16 protein-coding genes are annotated in these 14,525 nt (G+C 70.2%); 3 read left to right on the top strand and 13 right to left on the bottom strand.

Annotated features, from left to right (window positions below; genetic code table 11):
* Positions 1 to 117: 117 nt before the first annotated feature.
* The gene (locus AC07PU_RS33270) at positions 118 to 789 is read left to right on the top strand and encodes an urease accessory protein UreF (protein WP_296785431.1); all 672 of its coding nucleotides are present in this window, start codon (positions 118 to 120) and stop codon (positions 787 to 789) included.
* A 23-nt stretch (positions 790 to 812) separates the two neighbouring features.
* Positions 813 to 1,463, top strand: coding sequence for an urease accessory protein UreG (ureG, locus tag AC07PU_RS33275; protein WP_093341072.1), 651 nt, complete (start codon positions 813 to 815; stop codon positions 1,461 to 1,463).
* A 10-nt stretch (positions 1,464 to 1,473) separates the two neighbouring features.
* Here ureG and AC07PU_RS33280 read toward each other — a convergent pair whose 3' ends face one another.
* On the bottom strand, positions 1,474 to 1,995 hold the full coding sequence (locus AC07PU_RS33280) for a hypothetical protein (RefSeq protein ID WP_495322534.1): 522 nt from the start codon (positions 1,993 to 1,995) through the stop codon (positions 1,474 to 1,476).
* A gap of 115 nt (positions 1,996 to 2,110) precedes the next feature.
* On the opposite strand from AC07PU_RS33280, the gene AC07PU_RS33285 reads away from it, so the two are divergent.
* Complete coding sequence (locus AC07PU_RS33285; RefSeq protein WP_495322535.1) at positions 2,111 to 2,908, top strand: 2-keto-4-pentenoate hydratase; 798 nt, start codon at positions 2,111 to 2,113, stop codon at positions 2,906 to 2,908.
* A gap of 9 nt (positions 2,909 to 2,917) precedes the next feature.
* Here the strand turns inward: AC07PU_RS33285 and alkB are convergent, their stop codons facing one another.
* The 12 genes from alkB to AC07PU_RS33345 all read right to left on the bottom strand — a co-directional run bounded on the left by alkB (position 2,918) and on the right by AC07PU_RS33345 (position 14,509).
* Entirely contained in the window at positions 2,918 to 3,571 is a 654-nt protein-coding gene (alkB, locus tag AC07PU_RS33290) for a DNA oxidative demethylase AlkB (protein WP_495322536.1), read from the bottom strand.
* A gap of 82 nt (positions 3,572 to 3,653) precedes the next feature.
* On the bottom strand, positions 3,654 to 4,634 hold the full coding sequence (locus AC07PU_RS33295) for an NAD(P)H-dependent flavin oxidoreductase (protein ID WP_057591373.1): 981 nt from the start codon (positions 4,632 to 4,634) through the stop codon (positions 3,654 to 3,656).
* A gap of 46 nt (positions 4,635 to 4,680) precedes the next feature.
* Entirely contained in the window at positions 4,681 to 5,421 is a 741-nt protein-coding gene (locus AC07PU_RS33300; RefSeq protein WP_495322537.1) for an SDR family oxidoreductase, read from the bottom strand.
* Positions 5,422 to 5,539: 118 nt separating this feature from the next.
* Positions 5,540 to 6,100, bottom strand: coding sequence for a TetR/AcrR family transcriptional regulator (locus AC07PU_RS33305; RefSeq protein WP_093341080.1), 561 nt, complete (start codon positions 6,098 to 6,100; stop codon positions 5,540 to 5,542).
* Between the two features lie 145 nt (positions 6,101 to 6,245).
* Positions 6,246 to 7,058: a shikimate dehydrogenase family protein gene (locus AC07PU_RS33310; protein ID WP_495322538.1), complete on the bottom strand. Its 813-nt coding sequence runs from the start codon at positions 7,056 to 7,058 to the stop codon at positions 6,246 to 6,248.
* An 8-nt stretch (positions 7,059 to 7,066) separates the two neighbouring features.
* The gene (locus AC07PU_RS33315; RefSeq protein ID WP_495322539.1) at positions 7,067 to 9,316 is read right to left on the bottom strand and encodes a N,N-dimethylformamidase beta subunit family domain-containing protein; all 2,250 of its coding nucleotides are present in this window, start codon (positions 9,314 to 9,316) and stop codon (positions 7,067 to 7,069) included.
* A 22-nt stretch (positions 9,317 to 9,338) separates the two neighbouring features.
* The gene (locus AC07PU_RS33320) at positions 9,339 to 9,677 is read right to left on the bottom strand and encodes a N,N-dimethylformamidase alpha subunit family protein (RefSeq protein WP_177239245.1); all 339 of its coding nucleotides are present in this window, start codon (positions 9,675 to 9,677) and stop codon (positions 9,339 to 9,341) included.
* Positions 9,674 to 10,423, bottom strand: coding sequence for a GntR family transcriptional regulator (locus tag AC07PU_RS33325; RefSeq protein ID WP_093341085.1), 750 nt, complete (start codon positions 10,421 to 10,423; stop codon positions 9,674 to 9,676). Before AC07PU_RS33325 ends, AC07PU_RS33320 begins: the two co-directional genes overlap by 4 nt.
* Before the next feature lie 97 nt (positions 10,424 to 10,520).
* Positions 10,521 to 11,591, bottom strand: coding sequence for an extracellular solute-binding protein (locus AC07PU_RS33330; protein WP_093341086.1), 1,071 nt, complete (start codon positions 11,589 to 11,591; stop codon positions 10,521 to 10,523).
* A gap of 46 nt (positions 11,592 to 11,637) precedes the next feature.
* Positions 11,638 to 12,468, bottom strand: coding sequence for an ABC transporter permease (locus AC07PU_RS33335; RefSeq protein ID WP_495322540.1), 831 nt, complete (start codon positions 12,466 to 12,468; stop codon positions 11,638 to 11,640).
* Positions 12,465 to 13,370 (bottom strand): ABC transporter permease, encoded by a 906-nt coding sequence (locus AC07PU_RS33340; protein ID WP_296785415.1) that lies wholly within the window; start codon positions 13,368 to 13,370, stop codon positions 12,465 to 12,467. Before AC07PU_RS33340 ends, AC07PU_RS33335 begins: the two co-directional genes overlap by 4 nt.
* Positions 13,367 to 14,509, bottom strand: coding sequence for an ABC transporter ATP-binding protein (locus AC07PU_RS33345; protein WP_057591381.1), 1,143 nt, complete (start codon positions 14,507 to 14,509; stop codon positions 13,367 to 13,369). The genes AC07PU_RS33340 and AC07PU_RS33345 overlap by 4 nt, the downstream gene beginning before the upstream one ends.
* Positions 14,510 to 14,525 lie beyond the last annotated feature (16 nt).

Raw genomic sequence — 14,525 nt, forward strand, 5'->3', positions numbered from 1 at the left:
AGCGAAATAAAGGAGGAGGCCGAAGGCCGGGGGACATTCGCGGAGGGAAGTACCCGCTGTCCTGTGCACGCGCCCCGAACACACGCGTCCCGGAAGGCAAGTCGACGCCGCACTGACATGCCAGCCCCCCAAAGCCTCCTCCAGCTCATCTGGCTCGCCTCCCCCGCCCTCCCGGTCGGCGGCTTCTCGTACTCCGAAGGTGTCGAGGCCGCGGTCGAATGGGCCGGCGTCGACGCCGAGGCCAGTGCCGCCGAATGGCTGTCCGACCAGTTGCACCTGAGCTTCGCGCGCGGCGACCTCGCGCTGGTCGCGCAGGCCATCGCGGCTTGGCGCGCCGATGATGCGCAGCGCATCCGCACGCTCAACGACTGGGTACTGCAGACCCGCGAATCGGCCGAGTTCTTCCTGCAGACCGAACAGATGGGCCGCTCCTTCGTCGAATGGCTCAAGCTGCACCATGCCGACACGGCCGAGGTCTTCGCCGGCCTGCCCGCGAGCTATCCCGTGGCCTTCGCGTTCGCGGCCCACCGCTCGGGTGCTTCGGTGCACGACGGCTGCCTGGCCTTTGCCTTCGGCTGGGCCGAGAACATGGTCGCGGCCGCGGTCAAGGCCGTGCCGCTCGGACAGAGCGCGGGACAGCGCATCCTCGGGCGGCTCGCGCAGGAGATTCCAGCGGCCGTGAACCATGCGATGCAGCTGTCCGACGACGATCGGCAGGCTTTCGCGCCGCTCTTGGCCGTGCTGTCGGCGCGGCACGAAACCCAGTATTCGCGGCTCTTCCGCAGCTAGATTTTTTCCTTCACGCACCCACCATGACCTCCGCCCTGCACCACATCCCCAACCGCACCAAGAAGCTGCCGCCGCTGCGCGTGGGCATCGGCGGCCCCGTCGGCTCGGGCAAGACCACGCTGCTGGAGATGCTCTGCAAGTCGATGCGCGACAGCTACGACCTGGTCGCGATCACCAACGACATCTACACCAAGGAAGACCAGCGCCTGCTGACCGTGGCCGGCGCGCTGCCGGCCGAACGCATCATGGGCGTGGAGACCGGCGGCTGCCCACACACCGCGATCCGCGAGGATGCCTCGATCAACCTCGAGGCCATCGACCGCATGCTCGAGGACTTTCCCGATGCCGACGTGGTGTTCGTCGAATCGGGCGGCGACAACCTCGCGGCCACCTTCAGCCCCGAGCTCTCGGACCTCACGATCTACGTCATCGACGTGGCCGCGGGCGAGAAGATCCCGCGCAAGGGCGGCCCCGGCATCACCAAGAGCGACCTGTTCGTCATCAACAAGACCGACCTCGCGCCCTACGTGGGCGCCAACCTCGACGTGATGGAGCAGGACACGCAGCGCATGCGCCGCCAGAAGCCCTACGTGATGACCAACCTCAAGACCCTGACCGGCGTGGCCGAGGTCGTGCGCTTCATCGAGGAGCGCGGGATGCTCAAGACGGCCTGAGGCCGTCGCCTCACAGCTCGCTGCCGTCGCGCAGCTGGCGCTGCTTGTAGACCAGCCGCACGCTGGCGCGGCGCGGATCGCCGACGCGCTGCACGTAGACGTCCATCTCTCCGCTGCTCCAGGCCGCATAGGCGCTGCCCGGGTCGTTGGCCGCGAGCTCGGCACCGAAGGCGCCGCGGCCCCACTGCAGCAGTTCGGCAAACGCCGCGCCGCCGCCATCGGGCAGGCCTTGCGCCGAGGCCGCGTACTCCACGCGCCGCAGCTGCGCATCGGCGAAGAAGAAGGTCGGCTCGAACACCAGCCCCGCCAGCGCCTGGGGCGCGCCATGCCAGCTGCCCAGCAGGCCGCCCGCGAGCCGCTGCGGCCGCGCCACGCGCTCGGCCGAGGGCAGCGCGGCACGCAGCTCGTCGGCCGACATGCCGAGCCGCACGCCGGGCGGCAGCGCTTGCGCCTGCGCGGCGAGGCTTGCGAGACAGAGGGCACCGGCGCCGAACAGGCGCGCTACGGATGAAAAGAATGAGGGAATGGACATCGGGCAACGGCGAAACGGGCGACAGCGGCCTGTGACCCGCAGTATCGCCCCGAGTTCGCGACGGCACCGTGTAACTGCCGATACACGACCCGTCGGCCCTTTGTAGACTGGCCCGATGACACCCCAGGACGTGCTCGACCACTACGACCGGGCCGCGCTGTGGCCCGCCGATCGCCCCGACCGCACTGCCGCCGGCCTGCCCGCCGCCTATGCCGATGCGCTCGCGCTGCGCGCCCTGCGGCTCGCGCGCGGCGAACGGCCCGTGGGCTACAAGGTCGGCTTCACCAACCGCACCATCTGGCAACGCTATGGCGTTTTCGCGCCGATCTGGGGCCCGGTGTGGAACACCACGCTGACGCTGTGCGACGGCCGGGGCAGCGTCGACCTCGCGGGCACGGTGCAGCCGCGCATCGAGCCCGAGGTCGTGTTCGGCATCGCCGCCACGCCGCCCCAGGGCGCCACGCTCGAGCAATTGTTCGCCTGCGTCGAGTGGATCGCGCCGGGCTTCGAGATCGTGCAGTCGCACTGCGAAGGCTGGAAGTTCGGCGCCGCCGACACCGTGGCCGACGGCGGGTTGCATGCACGCCTGCTGGTCGGACGGCAGCGGCCGCTGCGCGACTTCGCGAGCGACGGCGTGGCGCTCGATGCGCTGCTCGCGCGCACGCGCCTGCGGCTGTCGCGCGACGGCACGCAGGTCGAGGAAGGCACGGGCGCCAACGTGCTCGACGGCCCGCTGCATGCGCTGCTGCACTTCCTGCATGAACTGCAGGCCTGCCCCGGCGCACCCGCGCTGCAACCGGGCGAGGTGGTCACCACCGGCACCTGGACCGACGCCTGGCCGATCGCGCCCGGCCAGGTCTGGCGCAGCGAGTTCGACGCGCCCTTCGACGGCCTCGAAGTCACGCTGCGCTGAGCGCGCGGCTCAGCCGGCCTTGCGAAAGGTCAGGTTGATGCGCACGCTGCCCAGCAGCGGATGCGGCTTGTCCTTGAGCGGCAGCACGCCATGGAAGCGCAGCCTGTCGGGACCGCCCCACACCACCACGTCGCCATGCGCGAGCGGCACGCGCTCGACCGCGTCGCCGCGCGCGAGCCCGCCGAACTGGAACACCGCCGGCATGCCCAGCGACACCGAGACGATCGGCGCGCCATGGTCGCGTTCGTCGCGGTCCTGGTGCAGCGAGAGCCGGGTGCCGGGCTCGTAGCGATTGACCAGGCAGGCATCGGGCGCGAAGCCGGGGAAGCCCGCCGTCTCGGCCGCCTCGCGCGCGAGCCGCGCGAACGCGGCGGGCATGGTGGGCCAGGGCTTCTGCGACAACGGATCGATCGCGTCGTAGCGGTAGCCGCTGCGATCGCTGACCCAGCCCAGCGGCCCGCAGTTCGTCATCGCCACCGACATGGTGTAGCCGCCGGGCGTGACCAGGTGCCGGAACGGCGACACGCCCTCGATGCGCGGCAGCGCGGCCAGCAGCTCGCTCGCGAACGGCAGCGCGAAGCCACGCAGCACGCAGGCGCCCGGGCCCAGCGGCTCGGGTGCGCGAAACGGTTCGTCGGTGGCGGGGAAGAGCTCGAGGGTCATGGCGGATGCGGCCCTCGAAAATACCGCAAGCCGGCGCACTGGGTCCGGCCGGTTCCGGACATCCGGTGCCGCCGGTGTGGTCTCAGGCGGTCTCGAGCATGCCCGCGAGCCGCGCCGCGATCAGCCCATGGGCCTCGGCCATGATGCGGTCGACCAGTTCCTGCACGGTCGGCACGTCGTGGATCAGGCCCGCCACCATGCCGCAGCTGAAGGCGCCCGCGTCCACGTCGCCCTCGATCATCACGCGCGGATAGATGCCCGCCACCTGGTCGTGGATGTCCGAGATCTGAAGGTCCGCGCCCTTCGCGCGCTCGATCGCCAGCAGTTCCTCCACGCCCTTGTTGTTGAGCACGCGCTCGGTGTTGCGCAGGCCGCGCATCACCAGCCGCGTGTCGAGCTCGCTGGCCGCGACGATCGCGCGCTTCACGTTCTCGTGCACCGGCGCCTCCTGCGTGGCGATGAAGCGCGTGCCCATGTTCATGCCCTCGGCACCGAGCGCCAGCGCGGCCACGAGGCTGCGGCCGTCGGCCATGCCGCCCGAGGCGACGAAGGGAATGCGCAGCTCGTCGGCCGCGCGCGGCAGCAGGATCATGTTGGGCACGTCGTCCTCGCCCGGATGGCCGCCGCACTCGAAGCCGTCGACGCTGACCGCGTCGCAGCCGATGCGCTCGGCCTTCAGTGCATGGCGCACCGAGGTGCACTTGTGGATCACCTTCACGCCGGCCGCCTTGAGCGCCGGCATGTGCTCCTCGGGGCTGCGGCCCGCGGTCTCGACGATGCGCACGCCGCCCTCGATGAGCGCGGCGATGTACTCGGGATAGGGCGGCTTGGAGAAGGTCGGCAGGAAGGTCAGGTTCACGCCGATCGGCTGGTCGGTCATCTCGCGGCAGCGCGCGATCTCGCGCGCGAGCAGCTCGGGCGTCTTCTGCGTGAGCCCGGTGATGATGCCGAGGCCGCCGGCATTCGACACCGCGGCCGCGAGTTCCGCGAAGCCCACGTAGTGCATGCCGCCCTGGATGATCGGATGGCGGATGCCGAAGAGTTCGGTGATGCGAGTTTTCATGGTCGATGAGGGTGGAGGAAGAGGACGGGAAACGCGGCGCTGCCGCTCACCAGCGTTCCATGTACGGACGCAGGTCGAGCTCGAAGGTCCACGCATCGCGCGGCTGCGTGTGCAGGTGCCAGTAGTTCTCGGCGATGTGCTCGGGGTTCAGGATGCCGTCCTCCGACTTCAGCGCGTAGCGCTCGGGGAAGCTGGTGCGGATGAACTCGGTGTCGATCGCGCCGTCGACCACCACGTGCGCCACGTGGATGTTGCGCGGCCCCAGCTCGCGCGCCATGCTCTGGGCCAGCGCGCGCAGCGCATGCTTGGCACCCGCGAAGGCCGCGAAGTTGGCGGCGCCGCGCAGGGCCGCGGTGGCGCCCGTGAAGATGATCGTGCCGCGGCCGCGCTCGACCATGCGTTTGGCCGCTTCACGGCCGTTGAGGAAGCCGCCGAAGCAGGCCATCTCCCAGATCTTGAAGTACTTGCGCGCGGTCTCCTCGAGGATGCTCGAGGGCACGTTGGCGCCGATGTTGAACACCAGCACCTCGACCGGCCCGACCTCGCGCTCGACCTGCTCGAACAGCGCGATCACCTCTTCCTCCTTGCGCGCGTCGGAGCCGAAGGCGACGGCCTTGCCGCCGGATGCCTCGATGCTCTCGACCAGCGGCTGCAGCTTCTGCGCGTCGCGCCGCGTCACGCAGGCGGTGTAGCCGCCGGCCGCGAAGCGCCTCGCGATCGCCCCGCCGGTGGAATCGCCGGCGCCGATGATCAGCGCCACACCGGCGCCCGCATTGCCCTGGCTCATGTCGTCTCCTTGATTGAACGCTCGTGGACCAAAGCACGGTAAAGGAGAGGCATCGGGCTGTCAATCGAGCGCGCGACAGCATTCCGGCGGTGCATGCGGCGCATGCGCGCGGCGCGGTTCAGTCCAGGTGGTTGCGCTCGATGTCGCGGCGGGTCGAGTTCAGGATGTCCTGGCGCGTGCGGTCGTTCTCGACCACGCGCGCCATCAGCAGCGCGCCCACGCACTGCGCCATCACGGCCCAGGCCGCGTCGTCGTCGCCCGCCAGGCGCTGGCTCCAGGCCTTGTGCAGTTTCTTCAGGCCGCGCTCGACCGCCGCGCGCACGGCCGGGTCGGAGCGCGCGATCTCGGCGCCCAGCGCGGGCAGCGCGCAGCCGGTCTCGGGGTGCAGGGCATGGGCGCTGCTGAGGTAGCTCTTGAGGCAGCGCGCCACATGGTCGGGCGGCGAGTCGGGCGTGCCCGCGAGCATCTCGGCGCTGTTCTCCATCTCGCGCTCGATCAGCGCCGCGAACAGTTCGCCCTTGGAGCCGAAGTGGCTGTAGAAGGCGCCGCCCGTGAGGCCGATGGCCGACATCAGCGCATCGACGCCGGTGCTGCTGAAGCCCCCCTTCTTGGCGATCGCTCGGCTGCTCTCGAGCAGCTTCTCGCGGGTCTCTTCCTTGTGGTTGGGGGCGTAGCGCATGGCGGTTCCTCGGCGCGGGATTCCGGTGGACAGGACGAAGGGAAAAATAACATACGATCGTTCAGCCATCCTGACGACTGGCCATCGATCGCTGCTCGTTTTCCCGGGTCCCTTGCAAGGCCCGCGCCCGCTGCGGAAGCCTCTTTCAGGCCGCCGGCGCACCGATCGCGAGCAATTCCTTCACCAGCACGTACTGCGCATCGAGCATCGAGGTGCCCAGCGAGATGCGGCAGCCGCGCGCCTGCGCCGCGGCCAAGAGCGGCGTGATCGCGGGCGTCATGATGATCTCGGCCACGTCGGTGCCTGCCGCCAGGTGCGCCACGTCGAGCGGCAACGCATCGCCCTCGTGCATGCCCATCGAGGTGGTGTTGACCACGAGGTCGAAGCCGCGCGGATCGTTCGTGCCCGCGCGCGCGATGCAGTCCGGGTACGCGGTGGCCACGTCGGCCGCCAGCGCCTCGGCCCGCTCGTTCGTGCGGTTGTGGATCACCAGTTCGCGCGCGCCCGCCTCGGCGATGCCGAAGGCCACCGCGCGCCCCGCGCCGCCCGCGCCGAGCTGCAGCACGCGGCGCTCCTGTAGCGTGATCCCCTGCCCCGCGAGCCCGTCGACGAAGCCGCGGCCGTCGAGGTTGTCGCCCGTGAGCCGGCCCTCGGCATCGCGCCGCACGAAGTTGACCGCGCCGATGCGCGCCGCGCGCGGCGTGGTCGCGTCGAGCAGCGGCAGCACCGCGATCTTGTGCGGGATGGTCACGCCGAAGCCGAGCACGTTGCGCATGCGGCGCAGTGCGTCGATCACGGTCGCGAGGTCGGCGGGCGCCACGTGCAGCGGCGACACCGCGATGTCGAGGCCCTCGGCCGCGAAGCGGTCGTTGAGCCGCAGCGAGCCCACCACGTGGGCCACGGGATCGGCCAGCATCAGCATGATGCCGGTGCGGCCGGTGATGCGCATCTCGGTCATGGCGACGCTCAGGCAGGCAGCTCGAACGGGGCCGAGTCGAGGAAGCGCCGCAGCACGTTGCCGGTGATGCGGCTCACGTTGTTGTCGTAGTCGTTGTGGCTCAGCGAGAGTACGTAGGAGATCGAGCCGGTGGAGAACACCGCGCCGCCCCTGGCGGTCTCGAAGAACACCATGTCGGCGCGCACCAGCGCGTTCTGCTCGCCGTCGAGGCCGTGCACCGTGGTGCGGTACTCCTCGGGCGTGGGCAGCGCGCCCGGGCCCAGGCCGTGCGAGGTCGCGAGCATCACCGCATGCGGCGGCGAACCGAGGCCGACGTCGAAGCGGTCGATCTCGATGCCGACCGCGCCGCCGATGCGCACGCCGTAGTCGCCGATGCGCTCGCCCTGCGCGATGCCCTCGACCGCGAAGGCCACGCGCGCGTCGGCCGCATCGGGCGTCAGCAGGTAGTAGCCGGCGTGGTCGTAGACCATGGCCGAGAAGCCCACGCCGATCAGCTTCTGCGGCGCGAAGCCGCTGTGGCGCCACAGCGCGCCGGGCTCGCCGGTACCGGCCAGGTGCACCTCGCCGGGCTGCGATTCCCAGGTCCGCGTGCCGGCCATGCCGCGCCGCACCTCGACCGCGGCCGGTGCCTTCGGATGGAAGGCGCAGCGCCAGTAGAAGCCGTTGGCGCCGAGCGCGAGGTGGCGTCCGCCCGCGTTCTGGAAGGCCATGATGCCGTTCATCATCGCCTCGCTGTAGTACTCGGGATGCGACAGCGTCGCCAGCACGCGGTAGCCCGCGAGCGCGCCCGCGCCCTGGCGGTCGAGCTCGACGTCGGTCACCACGTCGTAGTCGATGCCCTTCTCCTCGAGCCAGTCGAGGAAGTGGCTGTCGATCGCGAGGTTGCCGGGCTGCGAGCGCGGCCGCATGTTGAGCACCGGGCGCAGCCACGAGCTGTAGGCGCGGCCGCTGCCGTCGATGTGGTGGTCGTAGGTCGACTGGCCGACCTCGGGATGTTCCTGCAGGTAGATGTCGTCGCCGGTCAGCATCAGCAGGCGCTCGGTCAGCACCTCGAAGTGCACCGCGTGCAGCCGCAACGCGCTGTTGGCGTAGGCCATGTAGGTCATGCTCGCGGCCAGCACCGCGAGCGGTGCGCGCTTGGCATCGGCCGCGGGCGTCACGAAGAAGGTGATGAAGGTCTCGGCCGCGCTGCCGTCCACGGGCCGCAGGCGCAGCGCGTGGAAGCCCGACTTCCAGTGGGCCGGCACGTCGAGCTCGAGCGTCGCGGGCCAGCCGCAGTCGTAGATGTCGTCGCTGTGGAAATGGATGGCGCCGTACTCGCGCGGCGCCAGCCGCCAGTCGTGCACGTCGCCGGTCCAGTGCACGCCGGTCATGCCGCGGCAGGGCAGCTGGTGCAGCCGGCCGTCGAGGCGGTTGGGCGAGCGGTCGAGCACCTCGAGCGTGTCGATGCCGTGCGAGAAGTCCCAGCCCGCGATCAGTGCGGCATCGGCCAGGCCCGGGCGCGCGAGGTCGTCGCAGCGGCGCAGCGCGTCCACGCCCAAGAGGCCCTCGGCGATGCGCGGTGCCTCGATCTTGCCGTCGTAGTGCGCGCCGCAGCGGTTGCCGGTGGCCGACAGCGCATGCGCGGCCACGGTCAGCGGGCCTTGCGAGTCGAGGTGCCAGCCGCCCGCCTTCGTCGCGCGCGCCTCGCGGCGCTGCTCGGGCAGCGCGCCGTCGGCGAGCCGGCATTGCGACAGCACCATCTCGCCGGTCGTCGCATCGAGCGCGCCCTGCACCCAGTACCAGCGGCGCTGCTCGAGCGGCGCATCGGTCTTCAGTTCGATCGCGCCATCGGCACCGCCCACGCGCAGGCGCAGGCCCTCGCGCGACACCTGCAGCGCCCAGCCGCGGCCGCTGTCCTCGCACCAGCGCGCGAGCACGGTCTGCGGCGTGGCCAGCAGCCGCGTCGGCCAGACGTAGCAGCCGAACGAGAACGCGCCCTCGGGCGCGAAGCGCGCATCGGCGGGCACCGACATGAAGGAGCCGCAGGGCGCCTCGTGGAACGCGACCGCATGCACACCGTCGATCGGCGATGCGAGCTCGCGGTACTTGATGCCGGGGCCGGTGGCGTCGGCGTCGGCGCAGCGCACGCGCACGAACTTCACGTCGGCCTGCTGCTTCGCTTCGCTGCTGAGATGGAATCGGATGCGTTCGCCGGCGCGCACGCTGAGGGTGTCGGGGTAGCCGACGAAGGCATTGGTGTCGATGGGGGCGCTCATGGTCGTCTCGCGGTGTTCTTCTTCAATCCAGCTTCAGCTCGGTGCCGGTCAGCGCCTTCCAGCGCAGGCCGAACACATGCCACTCGGCGTCGTCGAGCGACTCGAACACCACGTCGTGGAACACCTTGACCTTCTGGCCGCGCTCGTCGGGCATCTGCGCCAGCGCCCAGCGGCGGCCCGGCTCGACCATCACCAGCAGATAGCGGCCGGGGAAGGCGCCCCAGCGCATGCGATGCAGGAGCTTCTTCAGTTCCTCGCTGTGGGGGCCGCGGATGCAGCCACGGAATTCGCGCGCGAGGTCGGTGCGCTTGGGGTCGAGTACGTAGCGCGCCGCGTTCGGGTCGCTGGTGTGGTCCATCATGGGGTGGGAGGCTTTCTGCCGGTCGGTGGCGGCTGGTTGCGCAGCGCGAGCAGTTCTTCGGCGCGCGCGGGATTGGCATCGATCTCCCCGAGCACGCGCACGAAGTCGCGTCCGCCCTCGATCAGGTCCTGCTCGATGGCGTGGCGCACCAGCGCGGTGTCGCGCTGCTGCAGCCCGCGCAGCACGTTCACGTGCTGGTGCTCGGCGTCGTAGGTCGGGTGGCCGTGGGGATAGAGGAAGTTCATCATCGGCCCCACCTGCACCCAGATGCGGTCCAGCAGCTCGGTGAGCTGCGGCATGCCCGAGTGGCGGTAGATGCCGAAGTGGAAGTCGAAGTTGTGCTGCAGCGCGGCGCGGTAGTCCTTGGTCTTCTCCGCGCGCACCAGCAGCCGGTGGCTCTCGGTGAGCTGCTTGATGGTGGCGTTGTCGAGCAGCGGTACCGCGCGCTCGGCCGCCAGCGGCTCGAGCGCGAGGCGGATGTCGCGCAGCTCGAGGTACTCGGCCAGCGAGAGCTGGCGCACGCGGATGAAGTAGCCCTCCTTCATCTCGAGCGCGCGGTCGCGCACGAGCTGGATCAGGGCTTCGCGCACCGGCGTCTCGCTGGTGCCCATGGTCTTGGCCAGCTCGCGGATCTTCAGGCGCTGGCCCGGCTGGAAGGTGGCCGACATCAGCTGCTCGCGCAGGTGCTCGTAGATCTGGCTCGCCAGATTGGTGCGTTCGACCACGTTGATGACCGGGGTTGCCATGGGCTTCTCTCTCCTTGATTGCGTGTGTGCCGGGATTCGCGCGGCGGCGTATTGTGGCCCTGCCGTGGCCCCGCGAGCGGCACTCACGCGACCGGGATCAGCGTCCCAGCCAGGCGATCCAGCGGTCGCGCAGCATCTGGCGGTTGTTGCCGATCCACTCGTAGTCGGCCACGATCAGCTTGTCGAAGTTCTCGGCCGAGGTGGCGAGCATGGCGCGGCGCTCGGGCGGGAACAGGCTCGCGGTCTTGCCGTTGCCGGTGTCGTAGTTCACGGCATTGACGAAGTTCACGTGCTGCTCGGGCGCCGAGGCATAGAAGAAGTCCAGATAGGCCATGGCCGCCTTCGGATGCGGCGCGCCCTTGGGAATCGACATGTAGCCGACGTCGCGCACGGCGCCGTCCCACGACACGGCGATCGGCACCTTGGCGTTCATCAGCGAGATCAGGCGGCCCGAGTAGCCCATGCTCATGACCACTTCCTTGTTGCGCATGATCTGCTGCAGCTGGTCGCCGCTCTTCCACCAGACGGCGACGTTGGGACGCAGCTTGTCGAGCTTCTTGTAGGCGCGGTCGAGGTCGAGCGGGAACAGCTTGTCGGGCGCGACGCCGTCGGCCAGCAGCGCCGCCACCGGCACCCACCATTCGCGGTCGCCGGTGTCGGGCAGGCCGCGCGGGCCGGGGAACTTGGCCGTGTCCCAGAAGTCGGCCCAGGTCTTGGGCACGTTGGCGCCCTTGAAGGCCTCGGTGCTGTAGCCGATCTGCATGCCGCCCACGGTGCGCATCACGCCGTAGGTGGTGCAGGCGCCCTTCACGCCGTTGGCGGTGACGTTGGGCAGCTTGCTGCAATCGATGGCCTGCAGCAGCTCCTTCTTCTGCACCAGGTCGGGCGGGGTGGCGGTCACGATGTCGAACTCCATGCCGCCGCTGCGCGACATGGCCTGCACCTTGGCCCACTGGTCGGGCACCTCGATGGCGGCGGGCACCACCTCCACGCCCTTGGCCTTGGAGAACGGGGTGTAGAAGTACTGCACCAGCGTCTTCTCCATCAGGCCGCCGGTGGTGGCGATCACCAGTTCCTTCTCGAGCCCCTGCGCCGAGGCGCCGGTGAACGCCGCGCAGGCGAGCAGCGCGAGGGCGGCACCCTTGCTTCGAGCCAGACATTTCATCATCGCGAACTCCTTGTGAGTGAGGACCAGGAAAAAACGGGGGGTGCGCTCATTCGGCGCGGCGCCGGCGCTCGAGCACGCGCAGCAGCGCCACGGCGATCAGCACCGCGATCGACAGCAGCGTGAGCAGGGTGGCGATGGCCGGGATCACGGGCGTGAGGTTCTGCTCGATGTCCTCGAACATGCGCCGCGGCAAGGTGCGCTGGCGCACGCTCGAGACGAAGAACGAGACCACGGGCTCGTCGAAGGAAATGATGAAGGCGAACAGCGCGCCGCTCAGCAGGCCCGGCACGATCAGCGGCAGGGTCACGTGGAAGAAGGCGCGCGCGCGGCTCGCGCCGCAGCTCATGGCGGCCGACTCGAGGTCGGGGTCGACGCGCGACAGCGCGGCCGAGACCGTGAACACCACGAAGGGCAACGCCAGCACCGTGTGCGCCGCCACGAAGCCGGCCAGCGAACCGACCACGCCCAGGCGCTGGTAAAACAGGTAGCAGGCCACCGCCACCGCGATGTGCGGCGCAATCACCGGGCCGATCACCATCAGCTGCGTGGCCGAGCGGAAGCGCTCGGTGCCGCGCACGATGGCATACGACACCATGGTGCCGATGACCACCGAGCAGACCATGGTCAGCGCCGCCACCTGCAGGCTCAGCAGCGCCGCCTTCTGCCACTGAGGATCGCCGAAGAACTCCTGGTACCAGTGCAGGGTGAAGCCGCTGGGCGGGAACTCGAGGAAGTCGGCCGGGCTGAACGACATCGGCACGATGATCAGCGTGGGCACCATGATGAACAGCACCACCAGCCAGACGTAGGCGCGCAGCGAGAAGGCGCCGAAGTCGAAGGGCGCCCGGTGGCGCACGGTGCTCTCGTTCTTGCTCATGCGCCGCCTCCGATCAGCCGGTTGAAGCTCACGGCCTTGTTGAAGACCATGGTCAGCGTGGCCACCACCACCATCAGCACGCCGATCAGCGCGGCCGCGAAGGGCCAGTCGAGCATCTCGCGCACCTGCTGCGAGACCAGCGTGGCGATCATCAGCTCCTGCGGGCTGCCGACCAGCGCCGGCGTGACGAAGAAGCCCAGCGCCGAGAGGAACACCATCAGGCAGCCGCTCCACACGCCCGCGCGGCTCATCGGCAGCAGCACCTCGAAGAAGGCGCGCCGGCGGTTGGCGCCGAGCATGGCGGCCGCGCGCATGTAGTCGTCGGGAATGTTCTTGAGCGCCGAGTAGATCGGCAGGATCAAAAAGGGCAGCAGCACGTGCGCCATCGCGAGCACCACCGCGCCCTCGGTGTAGAGCAGCTTCACGGGCTCGCCCGTGAGGCCCAGCCACTGCAGCGCGTTGTTGACGATGCCGTCGCGGCGCAGCAGCACGATCCAGGCCGCCGTGCGCACCAGCACGCTGGACCACAGCGGCAGCAGCACGCAGGCCGTGAGCAGCGCGGCCACGGCGCCCTTCACGCGCGTCATCATGTAGGCGATGGGAAAGCCCAGCACCAGCGCCAGCACGGTCGTCAGCAGGCTGATCCAGCCGGTGCGCAGCATCACGCGCACGTAGACCGGGTTGTCGAACACGCGCGCGTAGTTCGCGAGCGTGGGATGCGGCTCGAGCACGCTGAGCGACAGCAGGCTCAGCAGCGGGTAGACGAACACCAGCAGCAGCAGCGCGAAGAAGGGCGCGAGCAGCACGGCCGAGGCCGCCACGCTGAGCTGCCGGCCGCCGAGCCACAGGCGCGAGAACGCCGAGGGCGAGGCCGCGATGGCGGGCGCGGTCGCCGTGCTCATGCCGCGGCCACCTCTTCGCCATAGATGCGCAGCGCATCGGCGGGCCACAGCAGGCCGACGCGGTCGCCGGCCGCGAGCGCGACGCGGCTCGGGTCGGGCAGCCGCGCGCGCAGCTCGGTGCCGTCGGACAGCTGCGCGATGCACAGCACGGTGGAGCCGCTGTAGATCACGCCGCTCACGGTGGCGCGCAGCGCGGCCGGGTCCTCGGGGCTGCCGATCACGATCTGCTCGGGGCGCAGCGCGGCCACCGCGCGGCCGCCGGCAGCGACGCGCCCCACCAGCGCATCGGTGCGCACCTCGCGCGGGCTCGCGCCGCCGGGCAGCTGCACCAGCGCGCCCTGGGTGCGCAGCGGGCCGATCTCGGCCGGCATGAAGTTGGTCTCGCCGATGAAGCCCGCGACGAAGCGCGTGCGCGGCCGCTCGTACAGCGCCTTGGGCGCGTCGAGCTGCTGGATGCGGCCCTGGTTGAGGATCGCCACGCGGTCGGCCATGGTCAGCGCCTCGCCCTGGTCGTGCGTGACGAAGACCACCGTGATGCCGAGCTGCGACTGCAGCCGCTTGATCTCGAGCTGCATCTCCTCGCGCAGGTTCTTGTCGAGCGCGCTCAGCGGCTCGTCCATCAGCAGCACCTTCGGCTTGTAGACGATGGCGCGCGCCAGCGCCACGCGCTGCTGCTGGCCGCCCGAGAGCTGCGCCGGCATGCGCTTGCCGTAGCCCTCGAGCCGCACCGTGGCCAGCGCCTGCTCGGCCAGGCGATGGCGCTCGGCGCGCGCCACGCCGCGCATCTTGAGGCCGAAGGCCACGTTGTCGAGCACCGAGAGGTGCGGGAACAGCGTGTACTTCTGGAACACCATGCCGAGGTTGCGCTGGCTCGCGGGCAGGTAGGTGACGTCGCGGCCGTCGATGGCGATGCTGCCGGCATCGGGCAGCTCGAAGCCCGCGATGCTCATGAGGATCGAGGTCTTGCCCGAGCCGCTGGGTCCGAGCAGCGCGAGGAATTCGCCGGGCTGCACGCTCAGCGACACATCGTCGACCGCGCGCACCGCGCCGAAGCGCTTGGCGAGGCCGCGGATCTCGATGCCGGCACCGCCGACGCGTTCGGAGCCCGCAACGGGCGGTTGGGTTGCCGTGGATGCCATGCTGCGGATTCCTCTT

It is taken from the genome of Variovorax sp. GW821-FHT10D07 (assembly GCF_059415325.1).